Origin of the sequence: Streptomyces nymphaeiformis (assembly GCF_014203895.1) — a bacterium.
In the GTDB taxonomy this organism is placed as follows: domain Bacteria; phylum Actinomycetota; class Actinomycetes; order Streptomycetales; family Streptomycetaceae; genus Streptomyces; species Streptomyces nymphaeiformis.
Genome location: NZ_JACHJY010000022.1, coordinates 16,100 through 37,866, shown reverse-complemented (window position 1 = coordinate 37,866; position 21,767 = coordinate 16,100). Strand labels below are relative to the sequence as shown.

Below are 21,767 nucleotides of genomic sequence, written 5' to 3'. Positions count from 1 at the left end.
ACCGCCGCGGCGAACGGAACGATCTTCGCCTCGGCGAGGGCACGCACCGACTCCCGGAGCATGTCGTGCTCCTCGGAGGGTCGATACAGGTCGAAATCAGACGAACCCGCCACGTTCACTCACTCCCACGCTTGCTAACTACCGTTAAGTAACCCAAATGGTAGGGCGTGACCCGGCCCCGGACCAGGGCACCGCGACAGGCACCGTGACCGGCCCGACTATGCTCGGGCAGGCATTCCGCCCGACCGTTCCCTGGAGTCCCGCATGGCCCTCAAGATCACCGTGATCGGCACCGGCTACCTCGGCGCCACCCACGCCGCGGCCATGGCGGAGCTGGGCTTCGAGGTGCTCGGCCTGGACGTCGTCCCCGAGAAGATCGAGATGCTCTCCGCCGGACGCGTCCCGATGTACGAGCCGGGGCTCGAAGAACTGCTCGCGAAGCACGTGGCCGGCATCGAGGGATCGAGCGGCCGGCTGCGCTTCACCACCTCCTGGGAGGAGGTCGGCGCCTTCGGCGACGTGCACTTCGTCTGCGTGAACACTCCGCAGAAGCACGGCGAGTACGCCTGTGACATGAGTTACGTGGACGCCGCCTTCGCCTCCCTCGCCGGAGTCGTCCGCGACGGGGCCCTGGTCGTCGGCAAGTCGACCGTCCCGGTCGGCTCGGCCGAGCGGCTCGCGGAGCTCCTCCCCGAGGGCGTCGAGCTCGCCTGGAACCCGGAGTTCCTGCGCGAGGGCTTCGCCGTCGACGACACCCTGCACCCGGACCGGATCGTCGTCGGCGTGCGCGGCGAGCGGGCCGAGAAGACGCTCCGCGAGGTGTACGCGGTCCCCGTCGGCGAGGGCTCGCCGTTCGTCGTGACCGACTTCCCGACGGCCGAGCTGGTGAAGACGGCCGCGAACTCCTTCCTCGCGACGAAGATCTCCTTCATCAACGCGATGGCGGAGGTCTGCGAGGCCGCGGGCGGCGACGTCGCGAAGCTCGCGGAGGCCATCGGCCACGACGACCGGATCGGCGCCAAGTTCCTGCGCGCCGGCATCGGCTTCGGCGGCGGCTGCCTGCCCAAGGACATCCGGGCCTTCATGGCCCGCGCGGGCGAGCTGGGCGCCGACCAGGCCCTCACCTTCCTCCGCGAGATCGACTCGATCAACATGCGGCGGCGCGGCCAGATGGTGGAGATGGCCCGCGAGGCCCTCGGCGGCTCCACCTTCCTGGGCCGCCGGGTCGCCGTGCTCGGCGCCACCTTCAAGCCGGACTCGGACGACGTCCGCGACTCCCCCGCGCTGAACGTCGCCGGCCAGATACACCTCCAGGGCGGCCAGGTGACCGTCTACGACCCGAAGGGCATGGACAACGCCCGCAAGGTCTTCCCGACCCTCGGCTACGCCTCCTCGGCCCTGGAGGCGGTGCGCGGCGCGGACGTCGTGCTGCACCTGACCGAGTGGCGCGAGTTCCGCGAGCTCGACCCGGCCGAGCTTGCCGCGGTCGCCTCGGCGCGGGTCGTCCTCGACGGCCGCAACGCGCTCGACGGCGAGCGCTGGCGGGCGGCCGGCTGGACGTACCGGGCGATGGGCCGCCCGACCGCCTGATCCCGAGACGTACGAGAGGGGCGCACCGCACGGCGGTGCGCCCCTCTCGCGTACGGACGTGCCGTCAGGCCGCGGCCGGCCGGATCCGGTTCGTCCGGGCCAGGAACTCCGTCTCCCGCAGCGCCCGGGTGGCGTTGGCGTGGGCGAGGCCGACGAGTTCCTGGGCGGTCCAGCCCCGGCGGAGCAGCTCCGCGAGGAGCGGTACGTAGCCGGCGGCCGGGGCGGTGGTGTGGGAGACGCCCGCGCAGTGCGGGCCCGCCTCCGCCCGTACCCGGTCGAGGGCGTCGGCGGCGGCCTCCGGGTCCTCGGTGACGGCGACCATGAGGACGGCGCCGTTCTCGCCGAGCAGGCGCAGGACCTCGTCCGGCAGGGTCTCCGGAGCCGCCCTGGTCAGCAGGGCGGGGGCACGGGTGACCGCGAGGGCCGGGCGGACCGTGTCCGGGTCGGCGCCGGAGAGGTCCACGGCCAGGCCGATGCGGTTCATCTCCCGTACCGCGTCACGGGCGAAGCGGTCGAAGCGGGTGAGGTTCACGGCCCGTACGCCGAGGGCGTGGTAGGCCCGCAGGGTGGCGGCCGAGCCGCCGAGCGCCGTCCAGTTCACCGGGCCGAGCAGGGTGGCGACGCGGCCGCAGTTGCGGGCGTGAGCCGTCTCGTCAAGCTTCGGGGGGTGGCTCTGGAGCGTCGAGCTCGCCTGTGGCGGCGGGGGACGGTGGGATGGTCGTTTAAAAACGTTCCGCAATTCGCTGGGTCACCAGTGCGGCACGATCAGTGACAGCCGAGAAGACGGCTGGCGTGAGTCAACCGCGTGAGGTTCTGACCACCGGCTCGCCGGTACAGCGCCTGCGGCAGCCCGCGAAACCGCGGGCCTCTGCTCACCGAACTCCGAACCGGCCCCGAGCGACCCCGGATGAGACGCCGCGAGGCGACCACGCCGGAGCGCCCGGACCAGCCGACCGGATGCAGTCCGTACCTCCTCCGGGACGTACGGATCAAGTCTTAGCAGTTCCGCCATGGTGTGCGGAATCGGCGATGCAGTACTGCCCCGCCGAGAGCGGCGGGGCAGTACCGTCCACCGTGCCACCGGCCCCTGACCGGGGCTCGGCGGAGTGGGCCGTCCGGGTGAGGAGCCGTCACACGGGCGCCGTCACGCAGGCGCCGTCACACGGGCGCCCTCACACGGGCACTACGGCGCGTCAGGCGCGTCCAGCACGTCGATCGTCGCGTTCGACGGGGCCGTGCGGCCGCGCAGGTCGCGGGAGACGTCCTCCGCGTCGCGCAGGACGCGGACCGCGTTGGACCAGGTCAGCTTGGCCAGGTCCTGGTGCGACCAGCCGCGGTGCAGGAGCTCCGCGATCAGGTTCGGGTAGCCGGCGACGTCGTCGAGGCCGGCCGGGGTGAAGGCCGTGCCGTCGTAGTCGCCGCCGATGCCGATGTGGTCGATGCCGGCGGCCTCGCGCATGTGGTCGAGGTGGTCGGCGACCGTGGAGACGGTGGCGATCGGGCGCGGGTGGAGCGCCTCGAAGGCGCGGTGGACCTCCATGCCGCGCGGGGTGGTGTCGAGGTGGTGCAGTCCGTGCGCCCGCATGTTCTCGTCCGCGCGGTTCGTCCACTCGACGGCCGCGGGGAGGATGAACTTGGGCACGAACGTGGCCATCGCGACGCCGCCGTTGGCGGGCAGCCGCTCCAGGACGTCGTCCGGGACGTTGCGCGGGTGGTCGCAGATCGCGCGGGCCGAGGAGTGCGAGAAGATCACCGGCGCGGCCGAGGTGTCGAGCGCGGCCCGCATGGTGCTCGCGGCGACGTGCGACAGGTCGACGAGCATGCCGCTGCGGTTCATCTCGCGGACGACCTCGCGGCCGAACGCGGTCAGACCGCCGACGCGCGGCGCGTCGGTCGCCGAGTCCGCCCAGTCGTTGTTGTCGTTGTGCGTGAGCGTCATGTAGCGCACGCCGAGGGCGTGCAGCGCGCGCAGCGTGGCGAGGGAGTTGTTGATCGAGTGGCCGCCCTCGGCGCCCTTGAGCGAGGCGATGCGGCCCTGCTTGCGGGCCGCCTCCATGTCGTCGGCGGTCAGGGCGGGCGCGAGCTCGCCCGCGTACCGGTCGAGGAGCTGGTCGACGATGTCGATCTGCTCCAGGGTGGCGCTGACGGCGTGGTCGCCGGTCAGCTCGCAGGGCACGTACACCGACCAGAACTGGGCGCCGACCGCCCCGGCCCGCAGCCGGGCGAGGTCGGTGTGGAGCGCGCCGGTCTGGTCCGCGCCGATGTCCATCCGGTCCAGGTCGTAGCGCACGTGCTCGCGCAGCGCCCAGGGGAGGTCGTTGTGGCCGTCGACGACGGGGTGGCCCGCGAGCAGCTCGCGGGCCTCCTCCAGACGGTCGGCCGCGCTCACCTGGCGAAGCCGAAGGACTCGGCGCCCTCGACCTTGGCGCGCAGGCGCTTGCCCTTCTCGGTGGCCTGGTCGTTGAGCTCCTGCTGGAACTCGGTCATCCGGGCGAGGAGGTCGGCGTCGTGCGCGGCGAGCATCCGGGCCGCGAGCAGGCCCGCGTTCCGCGCGCCGGCGACGGAGACCGTGGCGACCGGGACGCCGGCCGGCATCTGCACGATCGAGAGCAGCGAGTCCATGCCGTCGAGGTACTTCAGCGGCACGGGCACGCCGATGACGGGCAGCGGGGTGACGGAGGCGAGCATGCCCGGCAGGTGGGCGGCGCCGCCGGCGCCCGCGATGATCGCCTTGAGCCCGCGGCCCGCGGCCTCCTCGCCGTACGCGATCATCTCGCGCGGCATCCGGTGGGCGGAGACGACGTCGACCTCGTACGGGATCTCGAACTCGTCCAGGGCCTGCGCCGCGGCCTCCATCACGGGCCAGTCGGAGTCGGATCCCATGACGATGCCAATGAGCGGATTACTCAACGATCGTTCCTCGCAGATAGCCGGCGGCGTGACGGGCGCGCTCCAGCACGTCGTCGAGGTCGTCGCCGTAGGTGTTGACGTGGCCCACCTTGCGACCGGGCTTCACGTCCTTGCCGTACATGTGGATCTTGAGCTGCGGGTCCCTGGCCATGCAGTGCAGGTACGCGGAGTACATGTCCGGGAAGTCGCCGCCCAGGACATTGCACATCACGGTCCACCGCGCGCGGGGGCGCGGATCGCCGAGGGGCAGGTCGAGGACCGCCCGGACGTGGTTGGCGAACTGCGAGGTGATCGCCCCGTCCTGGGTCCAGTGGCCGGAGTTGTGCGGGCGCATCGCGAGCTCGTTGACGAGGATGCGGCCGTCCGTGGTCTGGAAGAGCTCGACGGCGAGGTGGCCGACGACACCCAGCTCCTTGGCGATCCGCAGGGCCAGCTCCTGGGCCTGCCCCGCCAGCTCCTCGTCGAGGTCGGGAGCGGGCGCGATGACCGTGTCGCAGACGCCGTCGACCTGGCGGGACTCGACGACCGGGTAGGCGACGGCCTGGCCGTGCGGGGAGCGGACGATGTTCGCCGCGAGCTCGCGGACGAAGTCGACCTTCTCCTCGGCGAGGACCTGGACGCCGGCGAGGAAGGCCTCGCGGGCCTCCTCGGGCGTGCGGACGAACCAGACGCCCTTGCCGTCGTAGCCGCCGCGGACGGTCTTCAGGATGATCGGGAAGCCGCCGACCTCGGCCGCGAAGGCCTCGGCGTCCGCCGGGTCCGCCACGATGCGGTGCCGGGGGCTGGGCGCGCCGAGCTCGTCGAGCCGCGCGCGCATCACCCCCTTGTCCTGCGCGTGCGCGAGGGCCTCGCGGCCGGGGCGGATGACGATGCCGTCCGCCTCCAGGGCCGTCAGGTGCTCCGCGGGCACGTGCTCGTGATCGAAGGTGATCACGTCGCAGCCGCGCGCGAAGTCACGCAGCGTGTCCAGGTCGCGGTAGTCGCCGAGGACGACCTCGCTCACCACCTGGGCCGCGGAGTCCTGCGGGGTGTCGCTGAGGAGCTTGAACTTGATGCCGAGGGGGATACCCGCCTCGTGGGTCATGCGGGCGAGCTGCCCGCCTCCGACCATGCCTACCACGGGGAACGTCACCCTCTTAGGGTATCCGCACCACCGGGGAACACTCGTCCGGCTGTGGATTGCCACAAGGACGGAGCGGATGGGGGACGGGTTCTCCACAGGTTTGCGCGGTACACAGGCGGGTGACAGGGGCCCTGGTTAGAGTGGTTGGGTTGACGTCGCCCGGACGTCAACCGGACGGACGGGACAGAGCGATCACCATGAGTGAACCCGGCGCGCTGCGCATGCGACTCCAGGGGCTCTTCCGGGAGGTCGCCAAGTTCGGCGCCGTCGGTGCCGTCGGGGTCCTGGTCGACCTCGGCGTGTTCAACCTCGTCCGCCACTTCTCGGACCTGCCGGTCGTGCGGGCGAGCGTCATCGCCACCGTGGTCGCGATCGCCTTCAACTACGTCGGCTTCCGGTACTTCACCTACCGGGACCGGGACAAGAGCAGCCGCACCAAGGAGATGGCGCTCTTCCTCGTCTTCAGCCTGGTCGGCCTGGTGATCCAGAACGGTCTGCTGTACGCGGCGACGTACGGGTTCGGCTGGGACACCCCGCTGCAGAGCAACTTCTTCAAGTTCTTCGGCATCGGCGTCGCGACGCTGTTCCGCTTCTGGTCGTACCGCACGTGGGTGTTCCGCGCGCTGCCGGCGAAGGAGGCCGTGCAGACCGCCGAATCGTTCCTGGAGCAGGCCCCGCGGCAGGCGGACCGCCGCCAGCCCGACCGCGTCTGACCCCTCCCCCGTCGGCTTCTACCGCACCGGGCGCTCCTCCGGCTCCTTCGCGACGCCCCTGACCTCGCGGCTCAGGAAGAGCGCGAAGACCGGCGGCTGCTGCTGGAGCAGCTCCAGACGGCCGCCGTCCGCCTCCGCCAGGTCCCGGGCCACCGCGAGGCCGATCCCCGTCGAGCTGCGCCCGCTCACCGCCCGCTCGAAGATCCGCGCGCCGAGGTCGGCGGGGACGCCCGGGCCCTCGTCGGTGACCTCGATGACCGACTGGTTGCCGGTGACGCGGGTGCGCAGGGCGACCGTGCCGCCGCCGTGCATGAGCGAGTTCTCGATCAGGGCGGCGAGGACCTGGGCGACCGCTCCCGGGGTGCCGACGGCCCGCATCCCCTGCTTGCCGGAGTGCACGATGGCCCGCCCCGCGCTGCGGTAGGCCGGGCGCCACTCCTCGATCTGCTGCTTGACGACCTCGTCGAGGTCGAAGGCGACGGCGGAGCCGGTGCGGGGGTCCCGCGCGTTGGTGAGGAGCCGCTCGACGACGTCGGTGAGCCGCTCGACCTGGGTGAGCGCGATCGTCGCCTCCTCCTTGACCGTGTCCAGCTCGTCGGCGAGGGCGACCTCCTCCAGGCGCATGGAGAGCGCGGTGAGGGGCGTACGGAGCTGGTGGGAGGCGTCGGCGGCGAGCCGGCGCTCGGCGGTGAGCATCCGGGCGATGCGCTCGGCGGAGGCGTCGAGGACGTCCGCGACCCGGTCCAGCTCGGGCACCCCGTACCGCTTGTGCCGGGGCCGCGGGTCGCCGGAGCCGAGCCGCTCGGCGGTCTCCGCGAGGTCGGTGAGCGGCGACGTCAGCCTGTTCGCCTGCCGTACGGCGAGGAGGACGGCGGCGACGACCGCGAGCAGCGCCACGGCGCCGATGATCAGCAGGGTGCGGCCGACCTCGGCGGTCACCTCGGAGCGGGACTCCTCGACGACCACGGTCTCGCCGCGCTCGCCCTCGGCGAGGCCCCGGATGACCTGGCCCTCGGGGCGGTCGCCGATCTCGATGGTGTCGCGGCCGGGGATGCGGATCTGGGCGTACCGCTTGGCGCCGCCCTGCTGGGCGAGGATGCCGGGGTTGACCGGCTCGCCGCCGATGAGCCGGCTGTCGACGATGGAGACGAGCCGGAGGGCCTCCGAGTCCACGCTCTCCTGGGCGCTGTTGGAGATCGTGCGGGTCTCGACGAGGACGAGCGAGCCGCCGAAGACGGCGATGACGACGAGGACGACGGCGAGCGTGGAGTTGATCAGGCGGCGGCGCATGGACCCAGTGTGCCAAGGCCCTGACGGGGCACGGAGCTCCTCCGGAGGGCGTTGACGACGACCGCTGCGGCAAGGCCCTGAAGGGGCGCGGGGAACTGCGCGACCGGCCCACGACGGCGGACGGCCGCGACACGACGCGCACCTCTACGGCGATACCGCGCCCAGTCGGCCGAGCCCCGACCCCCAAGCCCCGCGAGCCGGGCCGGCCGAGCCGCCGGCCAGGCCCTAGCTCTTCTCGAAGCGGAAGCCGACGCCCCGGACCGTCGCGATGTAGCGCGGGTTCGCCGCGTCGTCGCCGAGCTTCTTGCGCAGCCAGGAGATGTGCATGTCGAGGGTCTTGGTGGAGGACCACCACGTGGTGTCCCAGACCTCGCGCATCAGCTGGTCGCGGGTGACGACCCGGCCCGCGTCCCGGACCAGGACGCGCAGCAGGTCGAACTCCTTCGCGGTGAGCTGGAGCTCCTCGTCGCCCATCCACGCGCGGTGCGACTCGACGTCGATGCGGACGCCGTGGGTCGCGGGCGCGGCGGCCGGCTCGGTGGAGCCGCGCCGGAGCAGGGCCCGGACCCGGGCGAGGAGCTCGGCGAGCCGGAAGGGCTTGGTGACGTAGTCGTCGGCGCCGGCGTCGAGCCCGACGACGGTGTCGACCTCGTCGGCACGCGCGGTCAGGACCAGGATCGGCACCGTGTGGCCCTCGGCGCGCAGCCGGCGGGCGACCTCCAGGCCGTCCATGCCGGGCAGGCCCAGGTCGAGCACGACCAGGTCGACCCCGCCCTGGAGGCCGGCGTCGAGGGCGGTCGGGCCGTCCTCGCGGACCTCGACCTCGTACCCCTCTCTCCGCAGGGCGCGGGCCAGCGGTTCCGAGATGGATGCGTCGTCCTCGGCGAGCAGTACACGGGTCATGGGGTGATGGTAGTCCGCACGGCGCCCGGGCCGGGGCGGGATCCGCAGGGCCCGGATGGCCCCTGGGGATCTTGTGGGCATCCAGCAGATGACCTTCGAATGATCGCGTACGGTTCCTGCGTCACCTGTGATCCATCTCTCAAGTCCTTCCATATCCGGCACTGTCGTGTCGTATGGTGGCGATACGTCAGTAGCGGTAATCGGGGACCTTTGGCCGACTTCACACGCCAAGGTCCTCTTCTGCGTAGGTCCGGCTCCGCCGAACCTGGAGACGGTGAATGACCTGTGGGCCGGGTCCCGGGACGCGACAACGCGTCTGCCGGGGCGTGGATCCCGGTGGAGTCACTCGACCCCGCCGGTGCCGGCCTCCCCCACCGGGCGCATCACGCTCACAAGGCGTGCGTCCCGACAGAGCAAGGATCGACATGGCGTCCAGCCTGACGACGACTTCGGCCGGAACCCCTGGTTCCGAGAAGACGTTCTTCGGCCACCCCCGTGGCCTGGCCACCCTCTTCATGACCGAGATGTGGGAGCGTTTCTCCTACTACGGCATGAGGGCCCTTCTCGTTCTGTACCTGGTCTCCGGCGGCGCGGACGCGGCGACCGGCAGCCAGGGTGGCGGCCTCGCCATGACCGCGGCGACCGCGACGGCGATCTACTCCGTCTACGTCTCGATGGTCTACCTGATGGCCATGCCCGGCGGCTGGTTCGGTGACCGCGTCTGGGGCGCCCGCAAGACCGTCACCATCGCCGGCTTCGTGATCATGGCCGGTCACGCCTCGCTGGCCATCCCCGGCCAGGCGATGTTCTTCGTCGGCCTGGCGCTGGTCGCCGCCGGTTCCGGTCTGCTCAAGGCCAACATCTCCACGATGGTCGGCCACCTCTACGACGGCCCGGACGACCCGCGCCGTGACGGTGGCTTCACCCTCTTCTACGTCGGCATCAACCTCGGCGCCTTCCTCGCCCCGCTGGTCATCGGCACCGTCGGCGAGAGCTACAACTGGCACCTGGGCTTCCTGCTCGCGGCCATCGGCATGGCGATCGGTCTGGGCCAGTTCCTGCTCGGCACCCGCCACCTGAACGCGAAGAGCAGCGTGGTCCCGAACCCGCTGTCCGACGCCGAGCGCAAGTCCGTCATCGTCAAGGTCTGCGCCACGATCGCCGTCGTCGCCGTCTTCTACGGCATCATCGTCGCCGCCGGCATGTACACCCTGAACTGGGCGCTCGTCCCGATCACCCTGGCCGGTCTGCTCATCCCGATCGCCGTGATCGTCCGCATCAAGCGCGACAAGGACCTCGACAAGGTCGAGCAGTCGAAGGTCACCGGCTACATCTGGTTCTTCGTGGCCGCGGCCGTCTTCTGGATGATCTACGACCAGGGCGGCTCGACCCTGTCCCTCTTCGCGGACAGCAAGACCACCGACCACATCGGTCCGCTGAGCTTCCCGGCCACCTGGTTCCAGTCGCTCAACCCGCTCTTCGTCATGGCGCTGGCTCCGGTCTTCGCCTGGCTGTGGCTGTGGCTCTCCCGCCGCAACCAGGAGCCGAGCACCATCGTGAAGTTCTCGCTCGGTCTGCTGGGCGTCGGCATCTCGTTCTTCGTCTTCCTGGCCCCGATCGGCATGGCCGGAGACGGCAAGGTCAGCCCGATGTGGCTGGTCGGGATCTACTTCATCCAGACCGTCGCCGAGCTGTGCCTCTCCCCGGTCGGCCTCTCCGTCACCACGAAGATGGCGCCGCAGAAGTACGCCTCGCAGATGCTGGGCGTCTGGTTCCTCGCCGTCACCGCCGGTGACTGCACCACGGGTCTGCTCTCCCTCGCGGGCGTGGACCTGAACGGCACCGGGATCATCGCGCTGCAGGCCGTGGCCGCCACGATCGCCGCCGTCGCGGTCTTCATGTACCGCAAGAAGGTCAAGGTGCTCATGGGCGACGTCCACTGACGTCACCCGCCCCGCACGGAGGGCCCGTCGCACCGCACCGGTGCGACGGGCCCTCCGTCGTTCGTCACCGCCGGAGCCGCGCCCACGGGGTGAAGGTGAAGACCGCGCCGCCGAGCAGGATGATCGTGCCCGCGACGAGGGCCAGGGCGCGCAGGGCGCCGTCGTCGTCGGCGCCGGTGTGGGCGAGGTTCCCGCCGCCGGAGCCGCCGGAGCCGGCGGTCGTGCCCGTGGTCGTGCCGCCGTCGGAGCCGCCGGAGGCGCCGCCGGCCTGCTTGCTCGTGTCCAGCTCCAGGGAGGCCTGGACGGAGCCCTTGACCTGGCAGGGGATCTCCATGTTCACGGTGCCGAGGGTGACCGTGATGGTGAGCGTGCCGGGGCTGAGCGTCGACTTGCCCGTCGCTCCGGGCCGGTACGTTCCCTTCATGTCCTCCAGGCTGACCGGGGCGCCCCTGGTGAGGGGGGCGGGGTTCGCCGCGCCGGTGACCTTCACCGTGCCGCTGTCGGCCCCGCCGAGCTTCACCGCCATGGACGGCTTCAGGGCGCCCTTGGGCAGGTCGGCGGGGCTGTCCATGACGCCCTTGGCCGTCTTGACCCTGAGGTCGTAGACCTCGCCGTTCCTCTTGGCGTTGATCGTCACCTTGGAGGAGATGTCGGGCGGGCCGGGGCTCTGACAGGCGAACGCGACGGAGACCTCCTTGCCGGGGAAGTCGGTCTGCCCACCGGAACCGCCGGAGCTCCCGGAGCCGCCGGAGGTGGTGGTGCTCCCGGAGGCACTCGTGTCACCCGAGGCCGAGGACCCGCCGGACGCGGTGGTCCCGCCGGCCGTCGTCGTACCGCCCGACGTGGTCGTCGTCCCCCCGGATGCGGTGGTCCCGCCCGAGGCCGAGGAATCACCCGAGGTCGAAGCGCCACCGGACGTCGTCGTCGAACCACCGGACGCCGACGAAGAACCACCGGACGTGGTCGTCGAACCACCGGACGTCGTCGACCCTCCGGACGTGCTGCCCCCTCCCCCCTCCGTCACCTTGATCGTCGCGCCGACCGGCACCGTCTCCTTCGGGGAGCACTTGGTGTCCGTCGACAGGGGCTTGGACACGTTGATCGTGTACTTGCCGGGCGTCAGCGTGAACTCGCCCGCCTTGTCCAGCTTCAGCTTCCCCTTCATGTCGGGCAGCACCATCGGGCTGTTCTTGGGGATCGGCGGGTTCTGCCGGGGGCCCTCCATCGCGACGGTCCCGCTGCCCGCGCCGCCGACGGTGAGGACGCCGGTCGGCTTCACCGTGTCCTTGTCGAGGTCGAGCACGTCGGGGTTCTTCGAGGCGGCCTGGACCGTCTTCCAGACGATCTCGACCTCGTCGCCGACCTTGGCCTCCGCGGGTGCGGTGATCAGCACCTTCGTGGTGCCCTGCACGGGCGGGAGGCCCGAGATCGGCGGCGGGATGCACTCCGTCGCGTACGACACCTCGGCGGCCTGGGCGGGGCCGGCGGCATACAGGATCCCCGCGCCGCCGAGCATCAGCGCGACCCCGGCCGCGCTCATCCTCCGTTGCGTACTCACGCTTGTCCCTTCGTCGTCGTCGGGCTGCTGCTCTCTGGCGCTGACGGTGCGGAGTCAGGGCTGAACCACGGCAGGGCCGCGGTCGTCTCGCCGTCCCCCGGAGCGGGGGCGGAAGCGGGTGTACGGGCCGGGGCCCGGCGGCGGCCGCGCGCCGGCGTCCGGGTCCCCCCGGCGCGGGCCCGACCGGCCCCGGAAGCGGGCCGCGCGCGGTCGACCACGGCCATGCCGATCCGGAACAGGGCGGCCGGCGCCACGAGGGCGAGGAGCGCCCAGAAGAGGGTCACGCCCCAGGGACGGCCGACGCCCCACGGCTGCTCGACGAGGACCTTGCCCGCGTACGTCACGGAGACCTGGTAGTCGCCGTGCGCGCCGGCCGAGAGTTCGGCGGGGAGGCGGATCAGGGCCTTCTTGCCGGGTTCGATCGTGCCGCGCCACTGGCGTTCCTCGTACTGCGGGGCGAAGACGCCGTGGCTGGTGCCGACCTGGAAGACCGGGTCCTTGACCGGGGCCGGGCCGAGGTTGCCGACGGTGAAGACGACCTCGCGGCGCGGGGGCGCCCCGAACCAGACGAGGACGCCGCTGGAGCCGTCGAGGCGGACGGCGGCGAGGACGGCGAGGCGGCCGTCGCCGGAGGGCTCGGGGAGCGGGGCCGTGGGGTGCCCGGCGACCGTGAACTCCTTGTCGACGGCGTCCTGCTGCCCGGTGACCCCGGCGACGTGCACCACGCAGGGACAGGGCTTGGGGGGCTCGGCGACGGGGAGCTTCGTGCTGAAGGCGCCCCGCGCGTCGACGGTGGCCGCCCGGCCCTCGGTGTTGGCGCAGGAGTTGGTGCCGCCGATGACGCCCTTGCCGGGGGCGCCCTGGCCGCAGATCAGGAGCATGAGCAGCGCGCCGGGTTTCCAGCCGCTGCCGCTGACGGTGATCTCGCCGCCCTTGCCGCCCTCCGTCGTCGAGAGCTCGACGACGGGGCCCGGGGCCGCGACCGCCGCGGGGGCGGTGGGCAGCAGGACGAGGGCGAGGGCGGTGAGGAGGGCGGCGGCCGTACGGATCGTCCTCATGGGGTCGCTCCCGCTCGCTGGGTACGGGCCCCGGCGCGCCGCCGCCGTGCCGCGTACCCGGCGCCGCCCACCGCTGCCAGGAGCAGCCCGGCCGTGCCGGTGAGCGCGGGGCCCGAGGCGAAGGCGGCCTCGGCGCGGGCGGTGGCGGGGGCGGCGCCCGGTGCGGTGGCCGTCAGCCGGACGGTGACGGAGTCGAGGGCGGGCGGGTCGGGCCAGGGTTCGGTCCGGGTGGCCCGCTCGCCGGGGCGGAGGGTGAGCGGCAGGGCGCGTCCGGGCCGGTCGAGGACGGTGCCGAGGAGGCCCTCGGCGCGGACCGCGAGGCTCGGGGCGAGGACCGTGGTGCCGCGGTTGACCAGGGTGTAGCGGACGGCGCCCGCGTCGACGTGGACGTCCTCGACGGTGAGCGCGGCGAGGCGCGGTCCGCTGACCCGTAGCCGCAGGTCGACCCGGACCTCCCGGCCGGCGGCCGAGGCGCGGACGGTGCCGCGGTGTTCGCCGGGCGGGGTGTCGGCGGTGACGGTCACGGCGAAGGGCACGTCGGCGCGGGTCCTGGCGGGCACGCGCACGGTCCGCGCGGCGAACGACACCGGGGCGCCGCCCTGGCCGGTGAGGCGCACGGTGAGCGGCGCGGTGCCGGGGTTGGTGACCGACAGGGTGTCCTGGAGGACGCTGCCCGCCGGCCCCTCCAGGTAGGCGTACGGCCGTCCGGCGGCGGGCGCCGCCGTCCAGGCCTGGGCGCCGGGGGGCGCCGCCGCGACCGCGCCGAGGAGGGCGGTCGCGGCGGCCACGAGCCCGGAGCGGGCGGCCGTGCGCCGTCCGGAGCGCGCGGCCGTGCGCCGTCCGAGGCGTGGCGCCGTCCGCATCAGCGTGCCGTGCGCCGCGTGAGCCAGAGGACTCCGGCGGCGCCGGTCAGCAGGACGGTGCCGCCGAGGGTGCCGAGCGCCACGGCGGAGTCGAGCGGGCCGGTCTTCGGCAGCTGGTCGCCGTCGGTGGCGGGCGGCGGCGGAGTGTCGGAGCCTCCCGAGCCGCCGCCGGATACGCCCGTGACCTCGAGTTCCAGGGACGGCTTGGGGTTGTTCTTCGGGGTGCAGACGGCCGCGTCCATCCCGAGGGCGTGCACGGTGAGGGTGCCCGCCGTGAAGGTGACCTTGCCGTTCTTCTTCGGGGTGAACGTGCCGGTCAGCGTGCCGATGCTGATGGGGGTGTCGGGCGGGATCGCGGCCGAGTTCGGCGTCCCGGTGACCTTCACCGTGCCGCTCGCGGCGCCGCCGAGGACGAGCAGGGCGCGCGGGGTCATGACGCCCTTGGGGAGCTCGACCGGGCTGTCGGACACCCCCTTCTCGAACGACATGGTGATCGTGTAGCCGCTGCCGCTCTTGACGGCCTTGATGTCGACGGGCGAGACGGCGCTCTTGGGCCCGATCTTCGTCTCGCAGGCGTAGTTGACGTCGACGACGGTCGCCTGCGCGACCGGTGCGCCGGCCAGCACGACCCCGCCCGCCACCGCGGCCGCCGCGGTGAGCGCGGCGGCCGTTCTCCTCCGGTTCGGCACCTTGGACACCCCGAGCACCCCTCACCGCAACGAAACTGACGGTCTTTCAGATTGGCCGCCAAGGTACGCCCGGGGCCCTGAGGAGGGAAGGCAGGGGAACCGGTGAACTTGTGAAAGTCCTAGGCGGGCGCGGCCAGTTCGGCCCAGACCGTCTTGCCGGGGGCTCCGGGGGTGCGGTCGATGCCCCAGTCGAGGCAGAGGCGCTGGACGATGAACATGCCGTGGCCGCCCGGGCGGCCGGAGCGGTGCGGGGTGCGGGGGGCGGGCTGGCCGGCGCCGCGGTCGGTGACTTCGAGGCGCAGCGTCCGGGGCGTCCGCAGGACGCGCAGTCGTTCGGGCCCCTCGGCGTGCAGGCAGGCGTTGGTGACGAGCTCGGAGACGACGAGCAGGACGTCCTCCGCGGCGGCCCTGCGGTCGGCGGTGGCGGCCGGCAGCCAGCCCCACTCGTGGAGTGCCGTCCGCGTGAAGTCGCGCGCGAGGGGCACGGTGCCGCTGGTCTCGCCGAGGGCGAGCGTACGGACGTCGGAAGCTTGGTCCATCAACGCTTCACCTCACCGATCGGCGGGACAGAGGGGACAGGACGTGCGGGCGGGCCGCGCCGGCGGCACCGGAGGAGGCGTATGACGCGGGTCTCAGCCGGGGAGTGCTGTGGCGAGCGTCTCGTGGACGGTGAAGACGGCGTCCGCGCCCGTGATGTGGAACACCCGGGCCACCGGGGGCCGCATCGCCACCAGATGGACGCCGCCGCCGGCGGCGTCCGCCCTCAGCCGGGCGCCAAGGAGCACGTTGAGTCCGGTCGAGTCGCAGAACTCCAGGCCCGAGCAGTCGACGACGAGCCGCGCGCGGCCCTCGTCGAGGGCGCCGTCCAGAGGGGCGCGCAGCAGGTCGGCGGTGTGGTGATCGAGCTCACCGACGGGCGTGAGGAGCGTGCTCCCGGCCACGTCGCGGACCTCGACCCGCAGCCGCGCGGGCGGCGCGCTGCCGATGTGTTCGCGGTCCATGGCCGTGCCTCTTCTCGCTCTCGCGGATGCCGACTGACGTGCCCCGAACCCTACTCGCGGCACACCCTCCGATGCACACGAGGTACTTCCCATATCGGTACGAAACGGATTATTGCCACTTGCAACTGTCCGGGTCCAACCGGTAGGGCTAGAAAGGAACGTCCGACCCGGCCGGCTTTGGAGGCGCCGCAAACCGCAGCGAGAAGCACCAGAAGGAGACCCATGTCACCCCGGCTCGACGCCCCGCGTACCCCCGACGCGCCGTCGGCAGCGCTCCCCCACCCCCCTCTCGTCGAACTGCCCGACCGGCTGCACGACATACCGCTCGACCGGATCGGACCGGTCGACGCCCGTGCCCTGTCGAAGCAGCTCTTCGCCCGGCTCTCCGAGCTGGAGGAGGGCACCCACGACCACGCGTACGTCCGCAACACCCTGGTCGAACTCAACCTGGCCCTGGTCCGGTTCGCCGCCGCCCGGTTCGGCACGCGCAGCGAACCCATGGAGGACATCGTCCAGGTCGGCACCATCGGCCTCATCAAGGCGATCGACCGCTTCGAACTGACCCGCGGCGTCGAGTTCCCGACCTTCGCGATGCCGACGATCATCGGCGAGATCAAGCGCTTCTTCCGCGACACGTCGTGGTCCGTGCACGTGCCCCGCAGACTCCAGGAGCTCCGGCTCGACCTCGCCAGGGCCGGCGACGCGCTCTCCCAGCGCCTCGACCGCGCCCCGACCGTCGCCGAACTCGCCGAGGAACTCCGCATCCCGCCGGAGGAGGTCGTCGAGGGCATGGCCGCGAGCAACGCCTACACCGCGACCTCGCTCGACGCGCAGCCCGACGAGGAGGACGGCGCCGGCGGCGAGGCCGCGCTCGCCGACCGGCTCGGCTACGAGGACAACGGTCTGACCGGCATCGAGTACATCGCCTCCCTCAAGCCGATGATCGCCTCGCTGCCCGCGCGCGAGCGGCGGATCCTCTCCCTGCGCTTCGTCTCCGGCCTCACCCAGTCGGAGATCGGCGCGGAGCTCGGCATCTCGCAGATGCACGTGTCCCGGCTGCTCGCCCGCACGCTCGGGCGGCTGCGGCGGGGGCTGACACTGGAGGAGTGACCCCGCCAAGACGGCCACGGAAAGGGCCCGTTCACGGTCGACCGACCCCGAACGGGCCCTTCCGTGTGGCCGGGCTCCGGTCCGGGCTCTGTCGGCCTGACCTACCAGCCGATCTGTACGTCTCCGAGGGCCCGGACGAACGCGGGGCCACCGGAATTGAGGTGCCCGCGCCACAAGACCACCGCTACGGTTCAGGCCCCGATCCCCACCCGGAAAGCGAACCGCCATGAGCACCGGCACCCGCCCGACGACGACCCTGTGGCGCCCCACCGGTCCGGTCGAGTTGGAGCTCGTGCGGGAGTCAGGTTGGTGCGCGTGGCCGCCGCGGCTGCCCGAGCAGCCGATCTTCTATCCGGTCCTCGACGAGGAGTACGCGGTGAGGATCGCCCGCGACTGGAACGTGAAGCACGACGGCGCCGGCTTCGTGACCCGCTTCGAGGTCGACACGGAGTTCCTCCGCCGCTATCCGGTCCAGCAGGCGGGCGGCCGCACGATCCTCGAACTGTGGGTCCCAGCGGAGGAGTTGGACGAGTTCAACGCGCACATCGTGGGCGGGATCGAGGTCGTCCACGAGTTCCGGTGACGGGGCTCAGGGCACGGGCCTGCCGGTCGGGAACGTCGCCTGGTAGGCGAGGCGGCGGTCCGCGCCGGCGCCGAGGCGTTCGAGCAGTTCGTCGAGGGCGAGGAACTCCTCCCAGCGGGGTCTGCCGGTCGCCTCGGTCAGCCGGGCCACGAGGAGGTCTTCGAGGGCGGGCACCCGCTTGTTCTTCCAGATCTTGTCGGCCGTGCTGACCAGGAGGTCCTCCACGGTCGCCCCGGGGTCCGTCCACGTCGCGTGGGTGGCCGCGAAGCGGGCCAGCTCCGGGGCGAAGCCGTGCGCCGCGAGGAGTTCCCTGCCCGCCTCCTCGTGCAGGGAGCCGGGGCCGGAGAGTTCGGCGGGGTGCACCACCTTGCCGATGTCGTGGGTCGCCGCCCCGAACAGGACGGCCCCACGGTCGACGGCCAGGTCCGGACAGCGCTCCTCCACCCAGCCGACCAACTGCCGGGCGACGTCGTGCACCGCGCGCAGGTGGGCGGCCAGGCGCGGCGGCGCGTCGAGGGTGCGGAGGAGGTCCGCCGCCGCCCGCGGAAGCGGGTGGAACGGCGGGTCCGCGGGATCGTCCAGTGCTCGGGACAGTGCGTCGTCTGGCGGAGGCATCGGGTCAGGCTACGGGCGTTCCCCGCCCGGGCGGCGGGCTTCCGGTGATCAGACCGTCCGCACGCCCTTGCGCCAGACCTCCGCCACCAGCGGCACGCCCGGGCGGTAGGCCAGGTGGACGTGGGACGGGGCGTCGAGGACGACGAGGTCCGCGCGGGCGCCGACCGACAGCCTGCCGACGTCGGTGCGGCGCAGGGCCGCCGCGCCGCCCGCGGTGGCGGACCAGATCGCCTCGTCCGGGGTCATCAGCATGTCCCGTACCGCGAGCGCGATGCAGAACGGCATCGAGGACGTGAAGGAGGAGCCCGGGTTGCAGTCCGTGGAGAGGGCGACCGTCACGCCGACGTCGATCAGGCGGCGGGCGTCCGGCCATTCCGCGCGGGTCGAGAACTCCGCGCCCGGCAGCAGCGTCGCGACCGTGTCGCCCTGGGCGAGGGCGTCGATGTCGGCGTCCGTCAGGTGCGTGCAGTGGTCGGCGCTCGCCGCGTCCAGCTCGACCGCGAGCTGCACGCCGGGGCCGTACGTCAGCTGGTTGGCGTGGACGCGGGCCTGGAGGCCCTTCGCCTGGCCGGCCTTGAGGATCGCGCGGGCCTGGTCGCCGTCGAACGCGCCCTTCTCGCAGAAGACGTCCACCCAGCGGGCGTACGGCGCGCAGGCGTCCAGCATCTCGCCGGTCACCAGCTTCACGTACGCGGCCGGGTCGTCGGCGTAGTCCGGGGACACGATGTGCGCGCCGAGGTACGTCACCTCGTCCGTGTGCTCGGCCGCGATGCGCAGGGCGCGGGCCTCGTCCTCGACGGTCAGGCCGTAGCCGGACTTCGTCTCGAAGGTGGTGGTGCCCTGGCGGAGGGCCTCCCACATGTACTTGGCCACGTTCGCCGAGAGTTCGGCGTCGGTGGCGGCGCGCGTCGCCGCGACCGTCGTGCGGATGCCGCCCGCCTTGTACGGCTGGCCCGACATCCGCGCGTTGAACTCGGCCGTGCGGTCGCCCGCGAAGACGAGGTGCGAGTGGGAGTCGACGAAGCCGGGGATGACGGCGCGGCCGGCCGCGTCGACCGCCTGGTCGGCCGCCGGGGCCTGCGCCGCCGGGCCCGCCCAGGAAACCTTTTCGTCTTCCAGGACGAGCGCGGCGTCCTTGATCAGGCCCAGGGGGCCTTCGCCGAGGGTCGGGTCGTTCGTGACCAGGCTGCCGATGTTCGTGATCAGCGTCGTCGTCATGTTGCTCTCCGGTGGGGGCGGGTCGTTCGGGTGCGGGCCGGTGGGCCGGTCGGCCCGCCTAGTTCCTGAGCGCGGCGATCGCGGTCGCCAGCGCCTCGCCGACGTCCGGTACGGAGACGTGGGCGCCGTCTCGGACGACCGTCCGGCCGCCCACCACCACGTGGTGGACGTCCGCCGCCGTCGCCGCGAAGACCGCCGTCTCCGCCGCGAGGCGCGGGACCGGGCCGGCCGTGCGGACCGTGTCCAGGGCGATCGTGGTGAAGTCGGCCAGGGCGCCGGTCTCCAGGACGCCCGCGTCCCGCCATCCGAGGGCCGCGTGGCCGTCCGTCGTCGCCGCGCGGAGGAGCGCGGCCGCCGTCCAGTGGCCGCGGGTCCGGGTGCGCAGGCGCTCGTTCAGCTCCATCGCCCGCGCCTCTTCGAGGAGGTCGATGACGGCGTGGCTGTCGCTGCCGAGGGAGAGCGGCGAGCCGGCGCGCTGGAGGGCGACGGCCGGGCCGATGCCGTCGGCGAGGTCGCGTTCGGTCGTCGGGCACATGCAGGTGCCGGTGGTCGACGTGCCGAGGAGCGTGATGTCCCCGTCCGTCAGGTGGGTGTTGTGGACGCCCGTCGTCCGCGCGCCCAGGACGCCGTGTTCCGCGAGGAGCTGGGTCGGCGTCATGCCGTGGGCCGCGAGGCAGGCGTCGTTCTCGGCGGTCTGCTCCGAGAGGTGGACGTGGAGGGGTGCGTTGCGGGCCCCCGCCCACTGGGCCACCGTCGCCAGCTGGTCCGCCGGGACCGCGCGTACCGAGTGGATCGCCGCTCCGATGCGTACGCCTTCGCGCTCCTTCAGCGCGCTCACCCGCTCCGCCCACTTCTCGGCCGTGCCGTCCGTGAAGCGGAGCTGGTGCCGCTCGGGGGCGGCGCCGAAGCCGGAGGAGAGGTACGCGGTGTCGAGGAGGGTGATGCGGATGCCCGCCTCGCCCGCGGCCGCGATGAGCGCCTCGCCCATCGCGTTGGGGTCGGCGTACGGGCTGCCGCCGGGCGCGTGGTGCAGGTAGTGGAACTCGCCGACGGAGGTGATGCCGGCGAGCGCCATCTCCGCGTACACCGCGCGGGCGAGCGCGAAGTAGCTGTCGGGGGTGAGGCGCTGGGCGACGGTGTACATGACCTCGCGCCAGGTCCAGAAGGTGCCGGAGCCGACCTGGACCGTGCCGCGCAGGGCGCGGTGGAAGGCGTGCGAGTGGGCGTTCGCGAGGCCGGGGATCGTCAGGCCGCGCAGGACGACGGCGCCCGGCGGCGGCGTCTCCACGCCGGTCCGGACCGCGGCGATGCGGCCGTCGGTGACCTCCAGGGCCACGCCCGGCTCGACGTTCGTGTCGAGCCAGGCGTGTTCCAGCCAGTACGTCGTCAGCGGCACGCCAGCTCCTCCAGTACGTCGGCGAGTGCGAGGACTCCGGCGACGCAGTCGTCCTCGGCGGCGAACTCGGCCGGGGAGTGCGAGACGCCGGTGGGGTTCCGTACGAACAGCATGGCGGTCGGGATCGCTTCGGACAGGATGCCCGCGTCGTGTCCCGCTCCGGTGCCGAGGACCGGCACCTTGCCGGTGGTGCCGAGGATCCTGGAGAGCTCGTCGCGCAGGGCGTGCGAGAAGTCCACGATCGGGGTGAAGGACTCCCGGACGACCGTGAGGTCGATGCCGTGGCGCTCGGCGTAGGCGCGGGCCTCCGCCTCGACGCCCGCGACGACCTTGTCGAGGGAGCTCTGGTCGGCGGCGCGGGCGTCGAGCCAGCCGCGGACCATCGACGGGATGGCGTTGACGCCGTTCGGCTCGACGGCGATCTTGCCGAAGGTGGCGACGGCGCCCGCGAGTTCGGCCTCGCGGCGGGCGGCGAGGACGGTCTCGGCGTAGGTCAGCATCGGGTCGCGGCGGTCGACCAGGCGGGTGGTGCCCGCGTGGTTGGCCTCGCCGGCGAAGTCGTACCGCCAGCGGCCGTGCGGCCAGATGGAGGAGGCGATGCCGACGGGGTCCCCGGACAGGTCCAGGGCCCGGCCCTGCTCGACGTGGAGCTCGACGAAGGCGCCGATGCGGGCGAGCCGCTCGGGGTCCGCGCCGATCGTCGACGGGTCGTGTCCGGCGGCCTCCATGGCCTGCGGGAGGCTGATGCCGTCGGCGTCGCGGAGCTCGTACGCCTGCTCCTTCGTCAGCCGTCCCGCGGTGAGGCGGGAGCCGACGCAGGCGAGGCCGAAGCGGGCCCCTTCCTCGTCGCCGAAGTTGACGATGGCGAGGGGCCGCTTGAACGAGACGCCGCGGGCGCGGAGTTCGTCGAGGGCGGCGAAGGAGGACACGACGCCGAGGGGGCCGTCGAAGGCGCCGCCGTCGGGGACGGAGTCCAGGTGGGAGCCGGTGACGACGGCGTCGCCGGCCGTGGGGTCGCCGAGCCAGGCCCACTGGTTGCCGTTGCGGTCGGTCTCGACGTCGAGACGGCGGGCCTCGGCCTGCATGCGGAACCAGAGGCGGCAGTCGGCGTCGGCCTGGGTCCAGGCGTAGCGGCGGTAGCCGCCGGAGGCCGCGTTGCGGCCGATTCCGTGGAGGCTGGTCCACATGGCGTGGAACGAGGGGG

Annotated in this window: 21 protein-coding genes; 5 read left to right on the top strand and 16 right to left on the bottom strand. The window is 72.8% G+C overall.

Annotation, left to right across the window (positions count from 1 at the left end):
• Positions 1–264 precede the first annotated feature (264 nt).
• Positions 265–1,590, top strand: a complete 1,326-nt coding sequence (locus GGE06_RS41370; RefSeq protein WP_184933245.1) for a UDP-glucose dehydrogenase family protein — start codon at positions 265–267, stop codon at positions 1,588–1,590.
• 64 nt (positions 1,591–1,654) lie between these two features.
• On the opposite strand, the gene GGE06_RS41365 is transcribed toward GGE06_RS41370, so the two are convergent.
• From GGE06_RS41365 to GGE06_RS41350, 4 genes are all read right to left on the bottom strand, one after another.
• On the bottom strand, positions 1,655–2,191 hold the full coding sequence (locus GGE06_RS41365) for a membrane dipeptidase (protein ID WP_512701029.1): 537 nt from the start codon (positions 2,189–2,191) through the stop codon (positions 1,655–1,657).
• 582 nt (positions 2,192–2,773) lie between these two features.
• Positions 2,774–3,979: a dipeptidase gene (locus GGE06_RS41360; RefSeq protein ID WP_116160648.1), complete on the bottom strand. Its 1,206-nt coding sequence runs from the start codon at positions 3,977–3,979 to the stop codon at positions 2,774–2,776.
• The gene (purE, locus tag GGE06_RS41355) at positions 3,976–4,473 is read right to left on the bottom strand and encodes a 5-(carboxyamino)imidazole ribonucleotide mutase (RefSeq protein WP_086824477.1); all 498 of its coding nucleotides are present in this window, start codon (positions 4,471–4,473) and stop codon (positions 3,976–3,978) included. The genes GGE06_RS41360 and purE overlap by 4 nt, the downstream gene beginning before the upstream one ends.
• Positions 4,474–4,492: 19 nt before the next feature.
• The gene (locus GGE06_RS41350; protein ID WP_184933244.1) at positions 4,493–5,632 is read right to left on the bottom strand and encodes a 5-(carboxyamino)imidazole ribonucleotide synthase; all 1,140 of its coding nucleotides are present in this window, start codon (positions 5,630–5,632) and stop codon (positions 4,493–4,495) included.
• A gap of 188 nt (positions 5,633–5,820) precedes the next feature.
• Here GGE06_RS41350 and GGE06_RS41345 point away from each other — a divergent pair, with 188 nt between their 5' ends.
• Positions 5,821–6,336 (top strand): GtrA family protein, encoded by a 516-nt coding sequence (locus tag GGE06_RS41345; protein ID WP_116160646.1) that lies wholly within the window; start codon positions 5,821–5,823, stop codon positions 6,334–6,336.
• Between the two features lie 18 nt (positions 6,337–6,354).
• Here the strand turns inward: GGE06_RS41345 and GGE06_RS41340 are convergent, their stop codons facing one another.
• Both GGE06_RS41340 and GGE06_RS41335 read right to left on the bottom strand, forming a co-directional pair.
• Positions 6,355–7,626 carry a sensor histidine kinase gene (locus tag GGE06_RS41340; RefSeq protein WP_116160645.1) on the bottom strand — a complete coding sequence of 424 codons (1,272 nt, stop codon included), beginning with the start codon at positions 7,624–7,626 and terminating at the stop codon, positions 6,355–6,357.
• A gap of 225 nt (positions 7,627–7,851) precedes the next feature.
• The gene (locus tag GGE06_RS41335; RefSeq protein WP_041129540.1) at positions 7,852–8,529 is read right to left on the bottom strand and encodes a response regulator transcription factor; all 678 of its coding nucleotides are present in this window, start codon (positions 8,527–8,529) and stop codon (positions 7,852–7,854) included.
• A gap of 425 nt (positions 8,530–8,954) precedes the next feature.
• On the opposite strand from GGE06_RS41335, the gene GGE06_RS41330 reads away from it, so the two are divergent.
• A complete protein-coding gene (locus GGE06_RS41330; protein WP_116160644.1) occupies positions 8,955–10,472 on the top strand; it encodes a peptide MFS transporter in 1,518 nt (505 codons plus the stop codon).
• 64 nt (positions 10,473–10,536) lie between these two features.
• On the opposite strand, the gene GGE06_RS41325 is transcribed toward GGE06_RS41330, so the two are convergent.
• The 6 genes from GGE06_RS41325 to GGE06_RS41300 form a co-directional block, all read right to left on the bottom strand.
• On the bottom strand, positions 10,537–12,012 hold the full coding sequence (locus GGE06_RS41325; RefSeq protein ID WP_184933243.1) for a hypothetical protein: 1,476 nt from the start codon (positions 12,010–12,012) through the stop codon (positions 10,537–10,539).
• 14 nt (positions 12,013–12,026) lie between these two features.
• The gene (locus GGE06_RS41320) at positions 12,027–13,088 is read right to left on the bottom strand and encodes a hypothetical protein (protein ID WP_184933242.1); all 1,062 of its coding nucleotides are present in this window, start codon (positions 13,086–13,088) and stop codon (positions 12,027–12,029) included.
• On the bottom strand, positions 13,085–13,951 hold the full coding sequence (locus GGE06_RS41315) for a COG1361 family protein (protein WP_184933241.1): 867 nt from the start codon (positions 13,949–13,951) through the stop codon (positions 13,085–13,087). Before GGE06_RS41315 ends, GGE06_RS41320 begins: the two co-directional genes overlap by 4 nt.
• The gene (locus tag GGE06_RS41310; RefSeq protein ID WP_116165498.1) at positions 13,951–14,640 is read right to left on the bottom strand and encodes a peptidase; all 690 of its coding nucleotides are present in this window, start codon (positions 14,638–14,640) and stop codon (positions 13,951–13,953) included. The genes GGE06_RS41315 and GGE06_RS41310 overlap by 1 nt, the downstream gene beginning before the upstream one ends.
• Before the next feature lie 119 nt (positions 14,641–14,759).
• Positions 14,760–15,179, bottom strand: a complete 420-nt coding sequence (locus tag GGE06_RS41305) for an ATP-binding protein (RefSeq protein WP_116160640.1) — start codon at positions 15,177–15,179, stop codon at positions 14,760–14,762.
• A gap of 93 nt (positions 15,180–15,272) precedes the next feature.
• Positions 15,273–15,641 (bottom strand): STAS domain-containing protein, encoded by a 369-nt coding sequence (locus GGE06_RS41300; protein ID WP_116160639.1) that lies wholly within the window; start codon positions 15,639–15,641, stop codon positions 15,273–15,275.
• A gap of 222 nt (positions 15,642–15,863) precedes the next feature.
• On the opposite strand from GGE06_RS41300, the gene GGE06_RS41295 reads away from it, so the two are divergent.
• Positions 15,864–16,751 carry an RNA polymerase sigma factor SigF gene (locus GGE06_RS41295; protein WP_116160638.1) on the top strand — a complete coding sequence of 296 codons (888 nt, stop codon included), beginning with the start codon at positions 15,864–15,866 and terminating at the stop codon, positions 16,749–16,751.
• Positions 16,752–16,977: 226 nt separating this feature from the next.
• Entirely contained in the window at positions 16,978–17,334 is a 357-nt protein-coding gene (locus tag GGE06_RS41290) for a hypothetical protein (RefSeq protein ID WP_184933240.1), read from the top strand.
• Between the two features lie 6 nt (positions 17,335–17,340).
• On the opposite strand, the gene GGE06_RS41285 is transcribed toward GGE06_RS41290, so the two are convergent.
• From GGE06_RS41285 to GGE06_RS41270, 4 genes are read right to left on the bottom strand one after another with little or no spacing between them, the layout of a single operon-like run.
• Complete coding sequence (locus GGE06_RS41285; protein ID WP_184933239.1) at positions 17,341–17,949, bottom strand: HD domain-containing protein; 609 nt, start codon at positions 17,947–17,949, stop codon at positions 17,341–17,343.
• A 48-nt stretch (positions 17,950–17,997) separates the two neighbouring features.
• A complete protein-coding gene (gene hutI, locus GGE06_RS41280) occupies positions 17,998–19,167 on the bottom strand; it encodes an imidazolonepropionase (RefSeq protein WP_116160635.1) in 1,170 nt (389 codons plus the stop codon).
• Positions 19,168–19,225: 58 nt separating this feature from the next.
• Complete coding sequence (locus tag GGE06_RS41275) at positions 19,226–20,563, bottom strand: formimidoylglutamate deiminase (protein WP_184933238.1); 1,338 nt, start codon at positions 20,561–20,563, stop codon at positions 19,226–19,228.
• Positions 20,554–21,750 (bottom strand): allantoate amidohydrolase, encoded by a 1,197-nt coding sequence (locus tag GGE06_RS41270; protein WP_116165497.1) that lies wholly within the window; start codon positions 21,748–21,750, stop codon positions 20,554–20,556. The genes GGE06_RS41275 and GGE06_RS41270 overlap by 10 nt, the downstream gene beginning before the upstream one ends.
• Positions 21,751–21,767: the final 17 nt, after the last annotated feature.

Bases quoted from the DNA above. Each gene is read 5' to 3' on its own strand.
- GGE06_RS41370 (WP_184933245.1), top strand. From the start codon at position 265: ATGGCCCTCAAGATCACCGTGATCGGCACCGGCTACCTCGGCGCCACC.
- purE (WP_086824477.1), bottom strand. From the start codon at position 4,473: ATGGGATCCGACTCCGACTGGCCCGTGATGGAGGCCGCGGCGCAGGCC.
- GGE06_RS41345 (WP_116160646.1), top strand. From the start codon at position 5,821: ATGAGTGAACCCGGCGCGCTGCGCATGCGACTCCAGGGGCTCTTCCGG.
- GGE06_RS41340 (WP_116160645.1), bottom strand. From the start codon at position 7,626: ATGCGCCGCCGCCTGATCAACTCCACGCTCGCCGTCGTCCTCGTCGTC.
- GGE06_RS41335 (WP_041129540.1), bottom strand. From the start codon at position 8,529: ATGACCCGTGTACTGCTCGCCGAGGACGACGCATCCATCTCGGAACCG.
- GGE06_RS41330 (WP_116160644.1), top strand. From the start codon at position 8,955: ATGGCGTCCAGCCTGACGACGACTTCGGCCGGAACCCCTGGTTCCGAG.
- GGE06_RS41325 (WP_184933243.1), bottom strand. From the start codon at position 12,012: ATGAGCGCGGCCGGGGTCGCGCTGATGCTCGGCGGCGCGGGGATCCTG.
- GGE06_RS41320 (WP_184933242.1), bottom strand. From the start codon at position 13,088: ATGAGGACGATCCGTACGGCCGCCGCCCTCCTCACCGCCCTCGCCCTC.
- GGE06_RS41315 (WP_184933241.1), bottom strand. From the start codon at position 13,951: ATGCGGACGGCGCCACGCCTCGGACGGCGCACGGCCGCGCGCTCCGGA.
- GGE06_RS41305 (WP_116160640.1), bottom strand. From the start codon at position 15,179: ATGGACCAAGCTTCCGACGTCCGTACGCTCGCCCTCGGCGAGACCAGC.
- GGE06_RS41300 (WP_116160639.1), bottom strand. From the start codon at position 15,641: ATGGACCGCGAACACATCGGCAGCGCGCCGCCCGCGCGGCTGCGGGTC.
- GGE06_RS41295 (WP_116160638.1), top strand. From the start codon at position 15,864: ATGTCACCCCGGCTCGACGCCCCGCGTACCCCCGACGCGCCGTCGGCA.
- GGE06_RS41290 (WP_184933240.1), top strand. From the start codon at position 16,978: ATGAGCACCGGCACCCGCCCGACGACGACCCTGTGGCGCCCCACCGGT.
- GGE06_RS41285 (WP_184933239.1), bottom strand. From the start codon at position 17,949: ATGCCTCCGCCAGACGACGCACTGTCCCGAGCACTGGACGATCCCGCG.
- hutI (WP_116160635.1), bottom strand. From the start codon at position 19,167: ATGACGACGACGCTGATCACGAACATCGGCAGCCTGGTCACGAACGAC.
- GGE06_RS41270 (WP_116165497.1), bottom strand. From the start codon at position 21,750: ATGTGGACCAGCCTCCACGGAATCGGCCGCAACGCGGCCTCCGGCGGC.